The sequence below is a fragment of the Actibacterium sp. 188UL27-1 genome (assembly GCF_016901225.1).
In the GTDB taxonomy this organism is placed as follows: Bacteria; Pseudomonadota; Alphaproteobacteria; order Rhodobacterales; family Rhodobacteraceae; genus 188UL27-1.
In genome coordinates, this window is record NZ_JAFEUL010000009.1 from 118,678 (window position 1) to 136,944 (window position 18,267).

Here is an 18,267-nt window from a genome sequence, read left to right on the forward strand (position 1 = left end):
GGGTGGGGGGCTGGCCCCCCGGTCTCTCCACGGATCGTCAGGTCTAGGGCAAGGCACATCATTCCGCCGCGATCCCCTCTAACCGGTCTTCCAACTCATCCGCCGCATCCTGAAGCGCCGCGAGCGTTTCCTCATCCGGCTGCCAATAGGCTCGATCATTCGCCTCCAACAGCCGCCCGGCCATCCGTGCGCTGGCCTGCGGGTTCAGCGCCGCCAGCCGCTTGCGCATCTCTTCATCCAGAACAAATGTTTCGGACAGACGCTGATACACCCAAGGCTCAACTTGGCCCGTCGTGGCCGACCAACCCAGGGTATTCGTCACCTGCGCCTCGATCTGGCGGACACCTTCATGGCCATGCTTCAACAGCCCCTCGAACCATTTGGGGTTCAGGCTTCGGCTGCGAGTCTCCAGGGCCACTTGTTCCTGCAAAGTCCGCACCTTACCGGCACCGCGGGTCTGGTCGCCGATATAAACGGCAGCTTCCGATCCCTTGGCGCGCTTCACGGCCCGGCTGATCCCGCCGAGCGTGTCGAAGTAATGGTCGACGGTCGTCACGCCCAACTCGACAGATTCGAGGTTCTGATAGGCCACATCGACGTCTTTCAGCGCCCGTTGCAGCAGTGCGGGTTTTGACATCGCCTTGCCATCCCGGCCATAGGCAAAGCTTTTGCGCGCCTCGAATGCATCGGCCAGTTCGTCTTCCTCGCCCCAGGCGCCACTATCGATCAAGCCGTTAACATTGGCGCCATAGGCACCTTCGGCATTGGAAAAGACGCGCAGAGCGGCTTCTTCCAGCGGCACATCCATCTTGGCGGCATAATCAAGCGCATGGGCGCGGACAAAATTCTGCTCTGCGGGCTCGTCGGCAGATGCGGCCTTCCACGCGGCTTCGGCCAGCATCTTGGTCTGCAAAGGCAGCAGGTCGCGGAAAATCCCCGACAGTGTCATGACAACATCAATGCGCGGACGGCCCAGATCCTCCAACGCGATCAGATCCGCCCCGGCCAAACGCCCGAAATTGTCGAAACGTGGCTTGGCCCCGATCAGGGCGAGCGCCTGGGCAATGGGCCCGCCATCGGATTTGATATTGTCGCTGCCCCACAGAACCAACGCGACGGTCCGCGGCAGCTCTGGATGGGTCTCCAACAGCAACGCCGCCTGTTTCACGCCATCCTGCATCGCAAAAGCCGTTGGCATGCGGAACGGATCAAAGGCATGGATGTTGCGGCCCGTCGGCAGAATTTCCGGCGAGCGGATCAGATCGCCCCCCGGAACAGGCGCGATGTAACGCCCGCCCAAGGCGCGCATCAGAGCAGGCAATTCCGGCTCTTCCTGCAAAAGTTGATCAATGCCGGCACGGGTCTCAGCATCCCGCTCGGCCATCGTATCCAGATGGTGAGCGCGCGTCGCATCATCCATAGGGCGACCGACCACGTGCAGACCGTTGGGGATCAGCGCATCTTCGGTTTCCAGCAATTGCAGCCACAATGCATCCGGTGCGATGCCGCCCAGATCAACGGCAGCGGCCTGACCGGCAATCAGATCCTCCAACTCAACCCGATCCGCCGCATCCGCAGACATGGACCGCCAGCGGCTGAGGCTATCTTTCAGTTCGGCCAAACCTTTATACAGGCCCGCCGTGGCCAAAGGCGGCGTCAGATGGGTTACCGTGACAGCACCGGATCGGCGTTTGGCCAACGTTGCCTCGGACGGGTTATTGGCCGCATACAGATAGACATTCGGCAAGTCACCGATCAGACGATCAGGCCAATCCGCCGCACCCAAACCAGATTGACGACCCGGCATGAATTCAAGCGCGCCATGCATGCCGAAATGCAGCACGACATCGGCCTGAAACCCGGTTTTCAGCCATTGGTAAAAGGCGCTAAAGGCGTGGGTCGGTGCAAAACCCCGCTCGAATAGCAGACGCATCGGATCACCTTCGTAACCAAAGGTCGGTTGCACCCCGACAAAGATATTGCCGAAATGCGCACCCAGGACGAACACACCGCGCCCATCGGATTGCACCCGGCCGGGTGCAGGACCCCAGACAGCCTCGATCTCCTCCAGCCAGGGCGTGCCCGTCACGATGTCATCGGCCAGGACCTGGGCTGCGACATTGGCCTCTTGCCCATATTGCGCAGCATTGCCTTTCAGAACCGCCATGCGGAGGGCATCCACATCGGCCGGCAGATCCAGCTGATACCCCTCCGCCTTCATCCGGTGCAGCGTGTTCCACAGGCTCTCGAACACGCTCAGATACGCGGCCGTGCCCACCGCGCCGGCATTGGGCGGAAAACCGAAAAGGACAATGGCGACCTTCTTGTCGACATTCTGAGCCCGGCGGAGTTTTGCAAGGTTATCGGCCTTGGCCGCCAGCCTCTCTGCCCGTTCGGGACATGCTGCCATCGCCTTGGTGTCCGAGACAGACTGGCAATTACGACTGCAGCCGGCACATTTCTCAGGTCCGTGCCGACCCCCAAAAACGATGGGGTTAGTGGCGCCATCGATTTCAGGCAACGCCACCAGCATTGTGGTTTCGACCGGCCCCAAACCCTGAGGAGAGGCCGCCCATTGGCCCAATGTCTGAAATTCCAAGGAATGCGCTGCGATGTATGGGATATCCAGTCCGGTCAACATCTCGACTGCGGCATCGCTATCATTATAGGCGGGGCCGCCGATCAGCGAAAAACCGGTGAGAGAGACCAGGGTATCAATCCGGATATCGTCGCCATCCCTGAAATACGCCTCCATCGCCGGGCGCCCGTCCAATCCACCCGCAAATGCGGGTATGACGCGCAGCCCGCGGGCCTCCAATGCGCGAATGACCCCATCGTAATGGGCCGTGTCAGACGCCAGGATATAAGAGCGCAGCATCAGCAGGCCGATGGTCGCCTTTGCCGCGTCAGGTGCCGGCAGGTCGGCCAGATCCGTAGTGATGTTATGACCCGGCAGATCCGGGTGATACAGGCCGACTTCGGGATAATCGATCGGCGCCTCGGCCCGCACCGGTTGCCAGCTTTGCCCGGTGGCATAACGATTGACGAGAAAGCGCACCATCTCGCGCACATTGTCGTCGGAACCGCCCAGCCAGTATTGCATGGTCAGGAACCAAGCCCGCAGATCCTGCGCCTTGCCCGGAATAAGTTTGAGCAGCTTTGGCAAGCGGCGTAGCACCTTCATCTGCTTGGCCCCGGATGCGCCGGAGGGCTTGGACGAGCCGCGCAGCCGCTTGAGCATCTTCATGGCGGCCGATGTCGGCTTTGCCATATCGAGATCGCCCATCTTTGTCAGTCGAACGACCGAGGCATCGGCAATAACACCGACCAATGCGTCACATTCATCCCGCCGGACCAAAAGATCCGCCATCAGACTTTGGACATGTTCCTCAAGGAACAACATGTTGCAGACGATGATATCGGCATGCCGGACAGCTTGGCGTGCCTCCTCCAATGAAGCGCTGTTTTCCGACCATTCCGCCGCCGCATGGACCGAGACGTGGAGCCCGGGGAAATCCTTCGCCAGATCATCTGCGGCGCGTGCCGCAGGACCCGCCGCATGACTGTCAAGTGTCAGGATGACAAAGCGATAGCCCGATATGAAAGCATCATCGCGCATAATGAGCCTTTGCTTCATAAAGCGTATCAACGCTGATCTGGTGCATGCCGCGCTCAGCCGCGAACAGCTCGGTATTGCGACGGGCCTTGCCCCGCACGAAGAATGGGATTTTCTTCAACTCCCGCTCAGCATCGGCCAGCCAGATGACATTTCCTTCGGCAGGCAGAGCTGGCGCGTCGACCATTGAGGCCTCCTTGCCAGCGGCCGCAGTCGCGGCAGACAGCGCGGGGTCAGGGGTCGGACGACCTTCAACTGTCCCCGCGGGGACAGAATGGCCGTGATGGGACGGACCTGCCGCATCATGAAACTCGAAGTCCTCCCTGAACATAGCCAAAAGGTGCTCTTCCAGCCCCATCACAAGCGGATGGATCCAGGTATCGAAAATGACATTCGCGCCCTCAAAACCCATCTGAGGGGAATACCGAGCCGGGAAATCCTGCACATGGACAGGGGCCGAAATGACGGCGCAGGGAATGTTCAGACGCTTGCCAATATGGCGCTCCATCTGGGTTCCAAGGATCAGTTCCGGCTGAAGCGCCTCAATCGCGGCTTCGACCTCCAGATAATCATCGGTAATCGTTGCCTCCAATCCCATCTCTCGGGCAAAGGCGCGGATATCGCGGGCAAATTCGCGGTTGTAGCAGCCTAGCCCCACAACCTCAAAACCCAGCTCTTCCTGGGCCATGCGCGCAGCCGCCCTGACATGGGTCGCATCCCCAAAGACAAAAACGCGCTTGCCCGTCAGATAGGTGCTGTCGACACTGCTGGACCACCATGGCAGCCGCAGCCGACTGTCATCTGGCATCACCGTTGATCCGGACAGCTCCTGAACTTCGGCAATGAACTCTCGCGTTGCGCCGACACCAATTGGAACCGTCTTGGTGTAAGGCTGACTGTGGGTACGCTCTAGCCAGCGCGCCGCAGTCTCGCCCGTTTCGGGATAGAGCAACACGTTGAAATGCGCGGCGCCCAACCGAGCAATATCGGTCGGGCTTGCCCCCATTGGAGCGACGACATTGATGTCCACGCCCATCTCTTCCAGCAACGCGGCGATCTCCGTCACATCATCCCGGTGACGAAACCCCAAACCGGTTGGGCCCAGCAGATTGCAGCTGATCCGCGCCGTCCGCTCGATAGGTTCTGCAAGGCAGCGGGTAATCTGAAAGAACGTTTCATCCGCGCCGAAATTTTCCTTGCGGCTATAAGACGGCAACTCCAACGCAATCACGGGGACCGGCAAACCCATGGTATCAGCCAAACCGCCGGGATCATCCTGTATCAGTTCCGCCGTGCAGGACGAGCCTACGATCATGGCCTGCGGTTGAAACCGATCATGGGCGTCCTGGGCTGCATGTTTGAAAAGAGCGGCGGTGTCAGACCCCAGGTCCTGGGCCTGAAACGTGGTGAACGTGACCGGGGGGCGATGACTGCGCCGCTCGATCATTGTGAACAGCAGATCCGCGTAAGTGTCCCCTTGCGGGGCATGCAGAACGAAATGCAGATCTTTCATCCCGGTGGCCACGCGCATGGCACCCACATGGGGCGGGCCCTCATATGTCCAGACCGTCAGCTTCATGCGATCACCAACCGGGCGATTTGGCATCTACCTGGTACAAGAAACGGCATTTCAAACGGTCCGATCATGCAAGTCATGCGCTGACCTCTCCAGCGGCGGCAGGGCGCAAGCCCTGCGCGGCCGATGGCCCCTCGATGGGGCCGGAGGTCGCCCCCATCCGTAAGGCGGCGCGACGCCGCAACGGACGGGAAAACAGACCCGCCAGATCGCCTGCCTGCTCGTAAAAGTGAACCGGCGTGAAAACCAACTCGATCGCCCACTTGGTGCTCAAGCCCTCTGCCTCCAGCGGATTGGCAAGACCAAGGCCGCATACTGTCAGGTCAGGACGGTTTGCACGGCAGCGATCAAGCTGTAGATCGACATCCTGCCCCTCTGACAGAACTGGCCCTTCGGCAATCAATGCCAGGTCGGGCCCGCACAAATCCTTGTGCAGGTAGGGCGTACCAATCTCCACGGCCTCCATCCCACATTCCCGGGTCAGGAACCGCGCCAAAGGCACTTCCAACTGACTGTCCGGAAAAAAGAACACGCGCTTACCATTCAGCTCCTGGGCCTGTGCAGCAATCGCCTTGCGCGCACGTGCGCGGGGCGCGGCGGTCACATCATCGAACACGTGCTGCGCAATCCCAAAGGTCTCAGCGACCGCGGCAATCCAAGCCGTTGTCCCCTCCTCCCCGAACGGGAAAGGTGCAACGATCCGCGTGGCACCCCGGCGCTCCAGAGCCCCAGCCGTGTCGCCCAGAAATGGCTGCGTTAGCGCAAAGACGGTGTTCGGACCGACAGCAGGATCGTCTCCGGCCCGACGCGCGGGCAAGCAACTGACATGCTCGATCCCCATCGCCGCCAAAAGCGACAACGCCTGATCCTCCACCACATCTGGCAAGGCCCCTACCACGACGAAATTTCGAGCTTCGGTTTCCGGCAATCCCGGCACCATAGATGCCAGACAAGCATCTTCGCCTTGGGTAAACGTGGTCTCAATCCCAGAGCCAGAGAAGTTCAGCACGCGGACATGGGGGGCAAATTGCTGGCTCAGCCGCTCCGCAGCACGGCTCAAATCCAGCTTGATCACCTCAGACGGGCACGACCCAACCAGAAATAATTGTCGAATATCGGGACGACGCGACAACAGGCGCGTCACCTCGCGGTCAAGCTCTTCATGGGCATCCGCCATGCCGGCCAAGTCTTTTTCTTCGAGAATCGCGGTCCCAAAGCGCGGCTCGGCAAAAATCATCACACCGGCCGCACTTTGCAGCAAATGAGCGCATGTTCTGCTGCCAACCACCAGAAAGAAGGCGTCTTGCATTTTGCGGTGAAGCCAGATGATCCCGGTCAAGCCGCAAAACACTTCGCGTTGGCCGCGCTCGCGCAGGATGGGCGTGTCGCGACATCCGGATTGGGGGAGAGGGCGCTGCTCTGTCATGCCACGACTGTTCCCTGCAGCCGCGCAACGCGTAGCTTCCAAAGAAATTGCCCCGCATTCACCACGTAGATGGCGTAGGCCGCCAACGCCAACAGCATCTGCTCAACCGGGCTGAGCGCCCCGGTAAGCACCGCATAAACATAGATCGTATGCAATGCGATCACGCCAAAGCTCACTACATCTTCCCAAAAGAAGGCTGGCGCGAATAGATATTGACCGAACACGACCTTTTCCCAAATCGCTCCGGTGATCATAATTGTATAGAGAATGGCGGTTTTCAGCAGGATCGACCATGTCGCAGCCTCATAGCCTGCGCTGCTGACCAGATAACGCAGCACCAAAACCAGCGAGATCGCAAAGACCAGAAATTGCAGCGGTGCAAGCACACCCTGAACGCTGGTCCATACGGTCGCATCCCGCCGCGCACGCTCGGCCGGTGTGTAGAGCGCTCCTGTGGCGGGCTTTTGCTCTGTTCGCGGCGACATTTGTGTGAGTCTCCCAACGCTCCCCATGGCAGGAGTTTAGGAATGCCAGCTCGGAAGTGTCAACTGAAACTTACACTCAGCAGGTTTACATTCGACCATGCGGCAATCGGGGCAAATCGTGGCGAACTCGGCAAAAGCCTAATAAATTCTGCCCCCTTGCCCTTAAGACACTGGCCGCGACACCACGATACCAGCCGACCTGTCAATTACCTTTGACATTTTGGACAGGCTTTGTGAAACTACATATATTGATGGTTGGTGCGCCAAGCCCCTTGTTTGTCTGGTATCAGACACCCGACCGTCTTAGGATCACTCCGATGGCCAATGCATCACATCAGACGCCGAAACCTATTTCGAACCGGATCGGGTTAAAGGTGGATGGATCGAATGACTTAAGTATCCTGAACTTTATCCTGGATGCGGTGCTTGCAGTGGATCGGTCGCGTTTTGATCGCATGGTCGAAGATGTGCGGGATTTGCATCGCATCCAACCGGAAAAATTGATTGACCACTACATCCCGGAAGCAGCGCAAATACTCGGTCGGGAATGGTGCGCAGATCACATGAGCTTTGCCGAGGTCACGATAGGGTCAGCGCGCCTGCAAAGCTGGGTACGCGATCTTGATCGCGACTTTGATACCCGGTCGGCGCTTGACGATCTTGACGGCCCATCGGTTCTTTTGGTCATCCCACCCAACACATTTCATACTCTTGGCACCATGGTGGCACTGTCTCAGTTCCGCCGGGCCGGCGCCTCTGTCCGCTTGCTGATCTGCCAAAAGATCGGCGATGTGAGGCAGGCCCTTGCGCAGACCAGTTTTGACATGGTCGCATTATCTGCCCCTGGCGGCACATCGCTTGATCTGCTGCGCCAAATGGTCGAAAATATCAGATATCGGCCCGGCAAGACGCCACTTATCGTCGTCGGCGGTGGCCTCTTGGCGCTTGAGCCTGAAACGAAGATACTGATTGGCGCAGATTTTGCAGCGCATGATCCAAAGGAGGCTCTTGCGCTTTGCGGGCTCAAGATTTGCACAACCGGCGCTCCACCCCGCGCGACCCGCGTCTAGACGGGGATCCGGTTGATGGTAGCAATGGACAAGTTCACATGACATCCCGCGGCGCGAAATACTGGAACAGCGGATCGATACCGCTGATTGCGCCAGACCTGTTGGGCGATATCATTGCCATGGCGTCCGATCTGGCCATCGTGATTTCACCCAACGGACTTGTGTTATCCGTTCTGGTTAATCCCAACAACCGACACCTCGCCCCTGCCAGCCACTGGGAGGGATGCGACCTGCGGCAATTTTTGACCGTCGAGAGCGTACCGAAACTGGACGAAAGGCTGCGGCAATATGATGAGACACAGTCCAGTTCGGAGATGATCGAACTGAACCATACCGAAGATGCGAAATGGGAATTCCCCATTCGTTATTCGCTGCATACGATCGGCCCCGATGGCACCTTGCTGATGCTGGGCCGCGATTTGCGCCCGATTGCCGAGATGCAGCAGCAATTGGTCAAGGCGCAGATGGCGCTTGAAAAGGATTACGAGGTCCAGCGGGAATATGACACGCGCTACCGTGTTCTGATGGATGCCTGCCAGGATGCGATGATCTATGTCAGCCTGAATACGGGCCGGATTTCCGACGCCAACGCGGCAGCGGCGCAACTGCTGGACACGTCCCGCGATGCCTTGCGCGGTGCGGCCTTTGCGCAGGAATTCGAAGGCCGCCGCCGGGGCGAGCTGATGGAAAGCCTGACGAATGTTGCCATTGCCGATGATCGCTCGGCGCTGGAGGTTCAGACCCGGCAAGGGGGACACGCGGTTCTGATATATCCCCGCATCTTCCGCGCCGCTGGCGACCGGCTTTTGCTGTGCCGGATCGAGGCCATGGATGGTGCAGATGACCTCGGCGATGCGCTCTCCAAGGATTTGTCGGGCCTCTATCGGGATGGTGTCGACGCGATCGTATTTACCGACGGCGACGGTGTTATTCAGACGGCCAATGAAAGTTTCCTGAACCTGATTGATGCGGCCCATATGACGGGCGTTAAGGGCAAGAGCCTTGGTGGGTTTCTGGTGCGCGGTTCTGTCGATCTGAAGGTTCTGATCGAAAATGCCACGCGGGCCGGTCAGATGCGGATGTATGCGACCAAGCTTAGCTCGGAATTTGGTGGACAGGTTTCCGTGGAAATCTCCGCAACATATCTCAACCACCGGGCGCATCCGGTCATCGTCTTTGTCATTCGCGATGTGAGCCGTGCGGAGGCCCTGCGCAAACCCGGTGTAGCGGTTAACGATGATGCAGTTCGGTCCGTCATGGAAATGGTGGGGTCCGCCACGCTCAAGGATATCGTCGCGGAAACAACCGACGTGGTGGAAAAGATGTGTATCGAAACCGCGGTAGAATTGACCCGCAACAATCGTGTTGCCGCTGCGGAAATGCTGGGATTGTCACGGCAGAGCCTTTACGTGAAACTTCGCAAATACGGCTTGCTCGCGAAAGGTGCTGATTGAGTACGGATCGGATGTTTTGAGATTTTCGCGACCGTCTAATCCTCAATACGCTCACATGATCGACGATCTGCAAAGCGTTGATTTATGACGCGAAATCCTAACCTGAACCCACTACCCGCAAAACGTCGTTGTGCTGCAACACTTGGGTCGGATCGAAACCCGCCAGCCAAGGTATGAGGTCTCTCAACGGCATGGGCCGAGCGATCCCGAAGCCCTGGATATGGGTGCAGCCATAAATCCCCAGCATATCCGCCACGTCCGAACTTTCGACACCTTCCGCCACCACGTTGAGGTGAAGCTCCTGCGCGAGCCGGATGATGGACCGTACAATAGCCGCCGAATTCACATCCGTCAGGATGGTACAGACCAAAGATCTGTCGATCTTGATCCCGGTGACATTCAACTGTGCCAGATGGGCCAGACCAGCATAACCGACGCCAAAATCGTCCAAGACCGTTGGGAAGCCGGCATTTACCAGGCGATCAATCTCTTTGGCCATGCTGGACTCCGCGGCCTTGTCATCGAAAAAAACCGTTTCCAGGACCTCAACCCCCAATAGGCTATGTGGCACTTCCATTTGATCCGCGGCCCATTTGAGATGGTCCACCAAACCGCCATGGGCGAGCGTGTGAGACGATGCGTTGAAGCTCACCTTGATATCGTGCAATCCGATGGCCCGGATCTGCGCCAAGGTGTGAACACTGGACCGCATGGCCGACAGATCGATGTCTCGCAAGAAGCCAATTTCTTCAGCTACGGGTAGAAATTCTGCGGGTGACATGAAACCGCGCTGCGGATGATCCCAGCGGGCAAGTGCCTCAACGCTGACAACCTTGCGGTTTTCGAGGCTCAGGATCGGTTGGTAAAAAAAGGACAAGCCGTCATTATCGATCGTCTCGCGCAGATCTTCTGTCAGGCGCTTGCGCAACGAATGTTTGCTGCTGAGCCGATCATCATAGGTGGCGACCGCCCCGCGACCGTGTTCCTTGACATCGTAAAGCGCGAAATCCGCCTGCTGGATCAGTTGCCCGGCTTTGCTACCGCCTGAACCAGAGCGAGAAATGCCGATACTGGCACCGCAACTTAGCCGAACCTTCTCCCACAAAACCGGTTCGGCAATGGTGTCGATGATCCGCTCGGCAAATAGGGCCACCTCTGCCGGATCCGGGGCATCCGGCATCACGATTACGAATTCGTCACCCCCCACCCGGGCCACAAGATCGATCTGGCGGGTATTCTGCTCCATCGCACGTGCGGCATGGACAAGCACGGCATCGCCTGCTGTATGGCCGTGCGTATCGTTGATCTCTTTAAACTTGTCCAAATCGACATGGAAAACCGCCACTTCCGTTCCGGCCTGGACGGCATGTTTCAGGGCACGATCCAGAAAATCCGACAGCCTGTGCCGGTTTGCGAGCCCGGTCAGCGTATCAAAATTGACGGCATGCTCCAGCTCCACCCTGGCTCGGTTCAACTGGTTTTGGATCTTGATCTGGCTGGTCACATCACGGGCGGTCAAGACCACGCGCGGGCCATCCCCAGTCTCGACCTTCGCAGATGATAACTGCACCCAGTACCGCTCACCAGTTTTGCGCACATTTTCGACAATCTCGAAATCATCGGGATGCCCGGAACTCTCATCATATCGGAAGGCTGCGAGTTGATCGTCGGTCGGCGTGAGATTGGGGGGCAGCAGAAATTCCTGGGGACGCCGCCCTAATATTTCCGACATTTCGAACCCGGTGATGCGCGTGTAGGCTGCGTTCGCCCAAAGGATATGCCCTTCCATATCCTGGATCACGATCCCATCGCTGATGTGGTTGGACAAAAGATCGCGGACCTGATGCTCGACCAACGGCATGGGGTGTCCGCTGGTCCTGACCACCAGCCGAATGAACCCAAGAAAGAGACGCCAAATAACTTGCACGAATAGAACCCAATACCACCGATACGCGGCAAAAAATAAGCTGCAAACCTTATCGGCCGGTGACGGCAGCCCCCCTAAATACCTCAACATTGATGAAAACATGTCAGAGTTGGCTGGCGGGCGTATCGCCGCAGCGGATCTGCGTTTATTTCCTTGCGAGACTCTTTTATGTACTATTCACTAGACATATGAGTGTCAGTACAAATTTACACATTCGGACCTGGCCGGAGCTACGGGCGGCCCTGACATTGATCAAGCCGATCACATGGTTTCCGCCCATGTGGGCCTATCTATGCGGTGCAATCTCATCAGGCGGTGCAGTTTTGGACAACTGGGCCCTAGTATTGGTGGGTATCATCCTAGCCGGCCCCGTTGTCTGTGGCATGAGCCAGGCGGCCAACGATTGGTGCGACCGCCATGTCGATGCCATCAACGAACCCGATCGCCCCATCCCCTCAGGCCGCATCCCAGGGCGTTGGGGCCTTTGGATTGCGCTGGCGATGACCGGCCTTTCGCTCATCCTGGGCAGTTTCTTGGGACCTTGGGGGTTTGGTGCGACCGTCGTAGGCGTGCTCGCCGCATGGGCCTATTCAGCCGAACCCATCCGCCTGAAGCGATCAGGTTGGTGGGGGCCTGGCCTTGTGGGCTTATGCTACGAAGGGCTCCCCTGGTTCACCGGCGCGGCGATCCTATCGGCTGGTGCGCCATCGGGGCCCATCATTCTAATCGCCTTGCTGTATGCCCTTGGCGCACATGGCATCATGACATTGAACGATTTCAAAGCGCTCGAAGGCGACAGGCAGATGGGCGTGCACTCCCTGCCAGTCAAGCTTGGCCCAGAACGCGCAGCCCGGGTCGCCTGCTGGGTCATGGCATTGCCGCAAATCGCGGTCATCGCGCTGCTCTTCACGTGGCAAAAACCGATCTTCGCCCTCATCATCACCGCCAGCGTGATCGCCCAAGGGGCCGCCATGCGCGTCCTGCTACGCAACCCAAAGGACAAGGCGCCCTGGTATAACGGCACCGGCGTGATGCTGTATGTGCTCGGAATGATGGTTGCCGCCTTTGCGCTGCGGGGGATGGCTTGATGAAACTGTCTTGGATTTCAATCATTCGGCTGGGCCTGGTGCAAATGGCGTTGGGGGCCATCGTGGTCTTGATGACCTCAACCCTAAACAGATTGATGGTCGTAGAGCTGACGCTGGCCGCGTCCCTTCCCGGCGCTTTGGTGGCGTTTCACTACGCCATCCAGATCACCCGACCCAATTGGGGGTTTCTCAGCGATACGGGCGGGGAGCGCACCAAGTTCATCATCGGCGGCATGGGGGTGCTGGCAGTGGGCGGCGTCCTGGCCGCCGCAGCGATCTGGGTGCTGGAAACGATGTTTTGGGCAGGCCTTGGCCTCAATATCGTGGCCTATGCCCTGATCGGTCTTGGTGTCGGCGCATCGGGCACATCGCTCCTGGCGTTGCTGGCCACGGCAACGGATCCGCGACGCCGGGCCGCCGCCGCGACCATAACCTGGCTGATGATGATCTTTGGCATTGCGGTTACCGCAACGGTAGTGGGAAAGCTGCTGGATCCGTATTCTGCCCAGCGACTGGTGCAAATCGTCGGCGTCGTGGCCATCGGGGCCGTGGGTCTCACCTGCCTGTCCGTATCGGGTATCGAGCGAAATATTCTGGCAGACCCGCAGACGGACCGCACCCCGTTTACCGAAGCCCTGCGTCAGATATGGGCCGAGGACCATGCGCGGAATTTCACTATCTTCGTCTTTCTGTCGATGACCGCATATTTCATGCAAGAGCTTATCCTTGAACCCTATGCCGGGTTGGTCTTCAACTTTACGCCGGGGCAGACGACCTCCATGTCAGGTGCCCAGAATGGCGGGGCCTTCATGGGGATGGTGACCGTGGGCCTTGCGGTGAGCGCGTTCAAGTTCGGCACCTTGCGCAATTGGGTCGTCGCCGGTTGTCTGGGATCTGCCGGGGCCCTTTGCATCATCGCCCTGATGGGTCGTGTGCCGGAAGATGCGGCCTTGTTGCTACCAGCGGTGATCACGCTTGGTTTTTTCAATGGTATGTTCGCCGTCGCCGCGATCGGCGCCATGATGGCGTTGGCGGGACGCGGTCAGACATCCCGCGAAGGCACGCGGATGGGCCTGTGGGGCGCAGCGCAAGCCATGGCTGCCGGATTTGGCGGATTGGCCGGGGCGACCGCAGTCGATCTGTTGCGCCTGGGTCTGGGCCACGATGCCACGGCATTTGAGATCGTATTCCTGTTCGAAGCAGTTCTGTTCTTGCTGGCCGCGGGCATGGCCTTGCGGATCATCGAAAACTCATCGCGGCAAAGCGCCGCCCTTGTTCCAGGGGAGTGAATGACATGACCTATGACGTTGTCGTGGTGGGGGGCGGGCCATCCGGAGCGACCGCTGCCGAGGATCTGGCCCGCACCGGAAAGCGTGTGGCCCTGTTGGACCGGGCCGGTCGCATAAAACCATGCGGTGGCGCCGTGCCGCCCCGGTTGATTGCGGATTTCCGCATCCCCGATACCCAGATCGTGGCCAAGATCAATACTGCACGCATGATCTCTCCTACCCAGCGATCCGTCGATATCCCGATCGAAAACGGTTATGTCGGCATGGTCGACCGAGAACATTTTGATGAATTCCTGCGCGGTCGCGCCATCAAGGCCGGCGCCACACGCCTGACGGGAACCTTTCTGCGGATCGAGCGTGACGAGGATGGCACCCATGTCATCTATCGCGACAAGCAAAGCCGCAATGAAGAGCGACTGACCACCCGATTGATCATTGGCGCTGACGGCGCGCGGTCTGATGTGGCACGCGGGGAGGTCCCCGGTGGCGATACCATTCCCTACGTCATTGCCTATCACGAAATCATCGAGGCTCCCGGGAAGACCGGGTCCTATGATCCCAAGCGGTGCGACGTGATCTATGACGGTGCAATCTCACCCGATTTCTATGGTTGGGTCTTTCCCCATGGCGCGCAAGCCAGTGTCGGCATGGGGACGGGCCGGGACGGCGTCGATCTGAAGAAAGCCACGGCCGATCTGCGGGACGCATCAGGTTTGGGCGATTGCACCACGATCCGCAAGGAAGGCGCACCGATCCCGCTGAAGCCATTGGATAAGTGGGACAACGGACGCGACATCGTCTTGGCCGGCGATGCGGCGGGTGTTGTGGCGCCCTCCTCTGGCGAGGGGATCTATTACGCCATGGCGGGGGGGCGGGCGGCGGCCACTGCGGCCGAAGCCACGCTTGCCTCGGGTCGGGTGCGTGACCTGCAGATCGCCCGAAAGATGTTCATGAAAGAGCACAAGACAGTCTTCCGTGTCCTCGGTGCGATGCAGGATGCCTATTACCGCAGTGACGAGCGGCGCGAGCGCTTTGTTTCCCTGTGTCATGATGTCGACGTGCAAAAGTTAACCTTTGAAGCGTACATGAACAAAAAGCTCGTGCGTGCCCGACCGCTGGCGCATTTGAAAATCGGGCTGAAAAATATCGCTCACCTGACCGGAATCGTCCCGGCCGCCCGAACCTGATCGGAACCATGACCATACATATCCCGGCCTGGGTCAACGGATCGCTCAAACCTATCGAAAAACTCGAAGTCCACAAGAAAGGGCTGCGACACAAAGCGGTGTCGGTTTTTATCATGGACGGGGAAAACGTGCTGCTGCAACGCCGGGCAATGCACAAATATCATACGCCTGGGCTTTGGGCCAATACGTGTTGCACCCATCCGGCATGGGAGGAACCCCCGGCGGATTGCGCCGTACGGCGACTGAAGGAAGAGTTGGGTATTGGTGGCGTTTATCCTTCCCACCGGGATCAGGTGGAATATCGCGCCGATGTTGGCGGCGGTATGATCGAGCATGAAGTCGTCGACATCTATATGGCCATGGCAACGCGAACCTTGAAAATCGCACCAAACCCGGATGAGGTGATGCAGGTCGAATGGGTCGGATTTTACGACCTGACGGCGGAGATTGCACGGCGCCCCGAACGGTTCACACCTTGGCTGCGTATCTATCTCCAGGAACACCGCGACCGGATTTTCGGAGCCTTGATGAAAGTCTAAAAACGCCCGTGGTGCCATGACAGCATTGTCGATAAGCAAACCGGATCCTGATCCCAAACGTGAATTACAATCGCTACGCTGACCCGGTTGGTGACGGGACCAGGCGACATCGCGGGCGATGTGTGGCATAGAAAGTTCGCCGCCCTCTAACGGACCTCCCCGACGTTTCAATGAAGGCAGCTTGGCCTATCGCACCAGCGCAGGCCACATCTGGTCACCTCAGAACAGGAACTGGTCCGCCGATATCTCCAAGTGGCTGATATCTTGCAAAATCAATTGGATCTGGGATTTTCCGGTATCCAGACTGACCGTTGTTGTCGCACCCTTTGAACCTGCATCGATACTGAGGTTTCTCGCTGCAAAGCCCTGGCCGCTGATATCGATCTTGTCGACGCCAATCTCAAAGTCGGTGATCGTATCAGCCTCAACACCGGCATAGGATTTCAGGAAAAAGATGTCGGCCCCGGCACCACCGGTCAGGATGTCGTTCCCATCGCCTCCGATCAGGATGTCATCGCCTATACCCCCGTCCAGCCGATCATCCCCCTTGCCCCCTTGAAGCCGGTCATTGCCGCGTCCACCGATCAGGATGTCGTCGCCTCGATTGCCTTTCAGAACATCGCTGCCACCGATTGCGTCGTCGCCGGTTAGGATGTCGTTGCCCCGGCCACCCATCAACTCATCATTTCCGTGGCCCCCGAACAGGCGATCATTGCCGCTGCCACCTGTTACCGTATCATTGCCCGCACCAGACCGGATCGAGTCATGACCATCACCGCCATGGATCACATCGTGGTTTTCCCGTCCCCAGACGGCATCATTGCCACCTTCCGCATGGATGATGTTCCGGCCTTCTACGCCATAGATGCTGTCATCGCGATTCGACGCCGAGATGACAAAGACATCGGCCTGGTCTTCGAACCGCCATCCGCTGACATCCATGGGCCCGCCATAGAGATGATCGAGCGCTTGCAGATCAAAACGGCCCAGTTCTTCGGCATAGGTGGGGCCACGACCAAAATTATAGCTCATGACCGAATTTGCCGGGATATCCAGATCCTCGCGCAATATGTTCGGGCCATCATGGGGATGCAGCATCCCGACGGCATGCCCCAATTCGTGCAGCAATGTATAGAAGCCAAAAGACCCCTCATCGTAATTGCCGCGCCCATCGACAACCAAAACACCCTCGGATGTGTAGTAATCGTTGACGTAAGGCAGGGACGCCCATCCGCCATAGCGAGAGCCATGGGCATTGTGGATGTCGATCATCGCGTCGCTTTCAACCTCGACAAACACGATGCCAGCCGCGGTCTCGTACATCACGGCTGCGTCCCGGAAATTGGCTTCCTGAGCCTCGGTGAACACGCTGTAGCGTTTGGCGTTGTAGCCATAACTGCCCGGCTTGGGCAGATCAGCCGCCACCATGAAACTGTAACTCACGATAATAGGGGTTTGTAAGTCAGCCCCCGCATTCCAGCGGTACGGCCCATCGGTGGGATCGGGGAGAATTGTTTTGAACGTAGACAGAACAGCCATCAAGGATCCTCGGTGCGGTACATGTGTCACGCAGCCGAGGATCAACAGACCATGCAGGCAATAACCCGCGTTTCTGGTCAGCCGACCGATGTTCCCGGACGCGTCTACACCGGGAGGTAAGGTTCAAATTCTTTCTAAAGTGTAAGCTAAATGTCACCAAATAGTTTCAATTCTCTACGTTCGCAACTTGACTCAGCAGATATGTCAACCAGTGGCAACTAGTCCCTTAGCAGATCATTGATTCCGGTTTTGGACCGCGTGCGCTCGTCGACCCGCTTCACGATCACCGCGCAATACAGGTTTACTCCACCGGTTGACGGCAGCGATCCGGCTACAACGACCGAATAGGGCGGCACTTCTCCATACATGACCTCTCCGGTAGCGCGATCGACGATCTTAGTCGATTGGCCGATGAAAACGCCCATGCCCAACACGGATCCTTCGCGCACAATCACACCTTCAACGACCTCGGACCGGGCGCCGATAAAGCAGTTATCCTCAATAATCGTGGGCCCGGCCTGCATGGGCTCCAGCACACCACCGATGCCAACACCGCCCGACAGATGCACATCCTTGCCGATCTGCGCGCAGGATCCAACCGTGGCCCAAGTATCGACCATGGTGCCGCTGTCAACATAGGCACCCAGGTTCACAAAGGACGGCATCAACACCACACCCGGCGCAATGAAGGCTGACTTGCGAACAATGCAATTGGGGACAGCGCGAAACCCTGCGGCCTTCCACTGGTTGTCACCCCATCCTTTGAATTTGCTGTCGACCTTATCCCACCAACTGCCGCCTTGGGGGCCGCCTTCCTGCGGCTCCATATCCTTGAGTCGAAACCCAAGCAAAACCGCTTTTTTTGCCCATTGGTTCACATGCCAGGTGCCATCGTCTTGCCGCTCGGCCACCCGCAGACTGCCGCTGTCGAGCGCATTCAAGGTATCCTGAATAGCGTCCCGTGTTTCCCCGGTTGTGTTAGGGGTGATTTCGTCACGAGCGTCCCACGCCGCCTCGATTGCGGTTTCCAATGTAGCGTTCGACATGGTCTGCCCTCCCCGGTTGGCTCTG

Annotated in this window: 12 protein-coding genes and 1 pseudogene; 6 read left to right on the plus strand and 7 right to left on the minus strand. The window is 58.5% G+C overall.

Annotated features, from left to right (window positions below):
- Nucleotides 1-58: 58 nt before the first annotated feature.
- From IU397_RS13505 to bchF, 4 genes and pseudogenes are all read right to left on the minus strand, one after another.
- The gene (locus tag IU397_RS13505; protein ID WP_204414426.1) at nt 59-3,619 is read right to left on the minus strand and encodes a magnesium chelatase subunit H; all 3,561 of its coding nucleotides are present in this window, start codon (nt 3,617-3,619) and stop codon (nt 59-61) included.
- Nucleotides 3,609-5,195, minus strand: a complete 1,587-nt coding sequence (gene bchB, locus IU397_RS13510; protein WP_204414434.1) for a ferredoxin:protochlorophyllide reductase (ATP-dependent) subunit B — start codon at nt 5,193-5,195, stop codon at nt 3,609-3,611. The genes IU397_RS13505 and bchB overlap by 11 nt, the downstream gene beginning before the upstream one ends.
- A 148-nt stretch (nt 5,196-5,343) precedes the next feature.
- Nucleotides 5,344-6,618, minus strand: a pseudogene (locus IU397_RS13515) (ferredoxin:protochlorophyllide reductase (ATP-dependent) subunit N); the annotation flags it as partial.
- Nucleotides 6,615-7,103, minus strand: coding sequence for a 2-vinyl bacteriochlorophyllide hydratase (gene bchF / locus IU397_RS13520; protein WP_204414438.1), 489 nt, complete (start codon nt 7,101-7,103; stop codon nt 6,615-6,617). The gene bchF and the pseudogene IU397_RS13515, both read right to left, overlap by 4 nt.
- Nucleotides 7,104-7,420: 317 nt before the next feature.
- Between bchF and IU397_RS13525 the strand changes: the two genes are divergently transcribed.
- Both IU397_RS13525 and ppsR read left to right on the plus strand, forming a co-directional pair.
- A complete protein-coding gene (locus IU397_RS13525; RefSeq protein ID WP_204414440.1) occupies nt 7,421-8,173 on the plus strand; it encodes a B12-binding domain-containing protein in 753 nt (250 codons plus the stop codon).
- 38 nt (nt 8,174-8,211) lie between these two features.
- Entirely contained in the window at nt 8,212-9,627 is a 1,416-nt protein-coding gene (ppsR, locus tag IU397_RS13530; protein WP_204414442.1) for a transcriptional regulator PpsR, read from the plus strand.
- A 97-nt stretch (nt 9,628-9,724) separates the two neighbouring features.
- On the opposite strand, the gene IU397_RS13535 is transcribed toward ppsR, so the two are convergent.
- Entirely contained in the window at nt 9,725-11,488 is a 1,764-nt protein-coding gene (locus IU397_RS13535; RefSeq protein WP_204414444.1) for a bifunctional diguanylate cyclase/phosphodiesterase, read from the minus strand.
- A 254-nt stretch (nt 11,489-11,742) separates the two neighbouring features.
- Here IU397_RS13535 and chlG point away from each other — a divergent pair, with 254 nt between their 5' ends.
- Genes chlG through idi form a run of 4 tightly spaced genes read left to right on the plus strand, consistent with a single transcriptional unit; the run spans nt 11,743 to nt 15,657 of the window.
- Nucleotides 11,743-12,642 carry a chlorophyll synthase ChlG gene (gene chlG / locus IU397_RS13540; protein WP_204414445.1) on the plus strand — a complete coding sequence of 300 codons (900 nt, stop codon included), beginning with the start codon at nt 11,743-11,745 and terminating at the stop codon, nt 12,640-12,642.
- Nucleotides 12,642-13,931 (plus strand): BCD family MFS transporter, encoded by a 1,290-nt coding sequence (locus tag IU397_RS13545; protein WP_204414447.1) that lies wholly within the window; start codon nt 12,642-12,644, stop codon nt 13,929-13,931. Before chlG ends, IU397_RS13545 begins: the two co-directional genes overlap by 1 nt.
- A 5-nt stretch (nt 13,932-13,936) precedes the next feature.
- Nucleotides 13,937-15,118 (plus strand): geranylgeranyl diphosphate reductase, encoded by a 1,182-nt coding sequence (locus IU397_RS13550; RefSeq protein WP_204414455.1) that lies wholly within the window; start codon nt 13,937-13,939, stop codon nt 15,116-15,118.
- A gap of 8 nt (nt 15,119-15,126) precedes the next feature.
- Nucleotides 15,127-15,657: an isopentenyl-diphosphate Delta-isomerase gene (idi, locus tag IU397_RS13555; protein WP_204414457.1), complete on the plus strand. Its 531-nt coding sequence runs from the start codon at nt 15,127-15,129 to the stop codon at nt 15,655-15,657.
- Nucleotides 15,658-15,876: 219 nt separating this feature from the next.
- Here idi and IU397_RS13560 read toward each other — a convergent pair whose 3' ends face one another.
- Together IU397_RS13560 and dapD are read right to left on the minus strand one after the other, a co-directional pair.
- On the minus strand, nt 15,877-17,196 hold the full coding sequence (locus tag IU397_RS13560; protein ID WP_204414459.1) for a M10 family metallopeptidase C-terminal domain-containing protein: 1,320 nt from the start codon (nt 17,194-17,196) through the stop codon (nt 15,877-15,879).
- A gap of 218 nt (nt 17,197-17,414) precedes the next feature.
- On the minus strand, nt 17,415-18,242 hold the full coding sequence (gene dapD, locus IU397_RS13565; RefSeq protein WP_204414461.1) for a 2,3,4,5-tetrahydropyridine-2,6-dicarboxylate N-succinyltransferase: 828 nt from the start codon (nt 18,240-18,242) through the stop codon (nt 17,415-17,417).
- Nucleotides 18,243-18,267 lie beyond the last annotated feature (25 nt).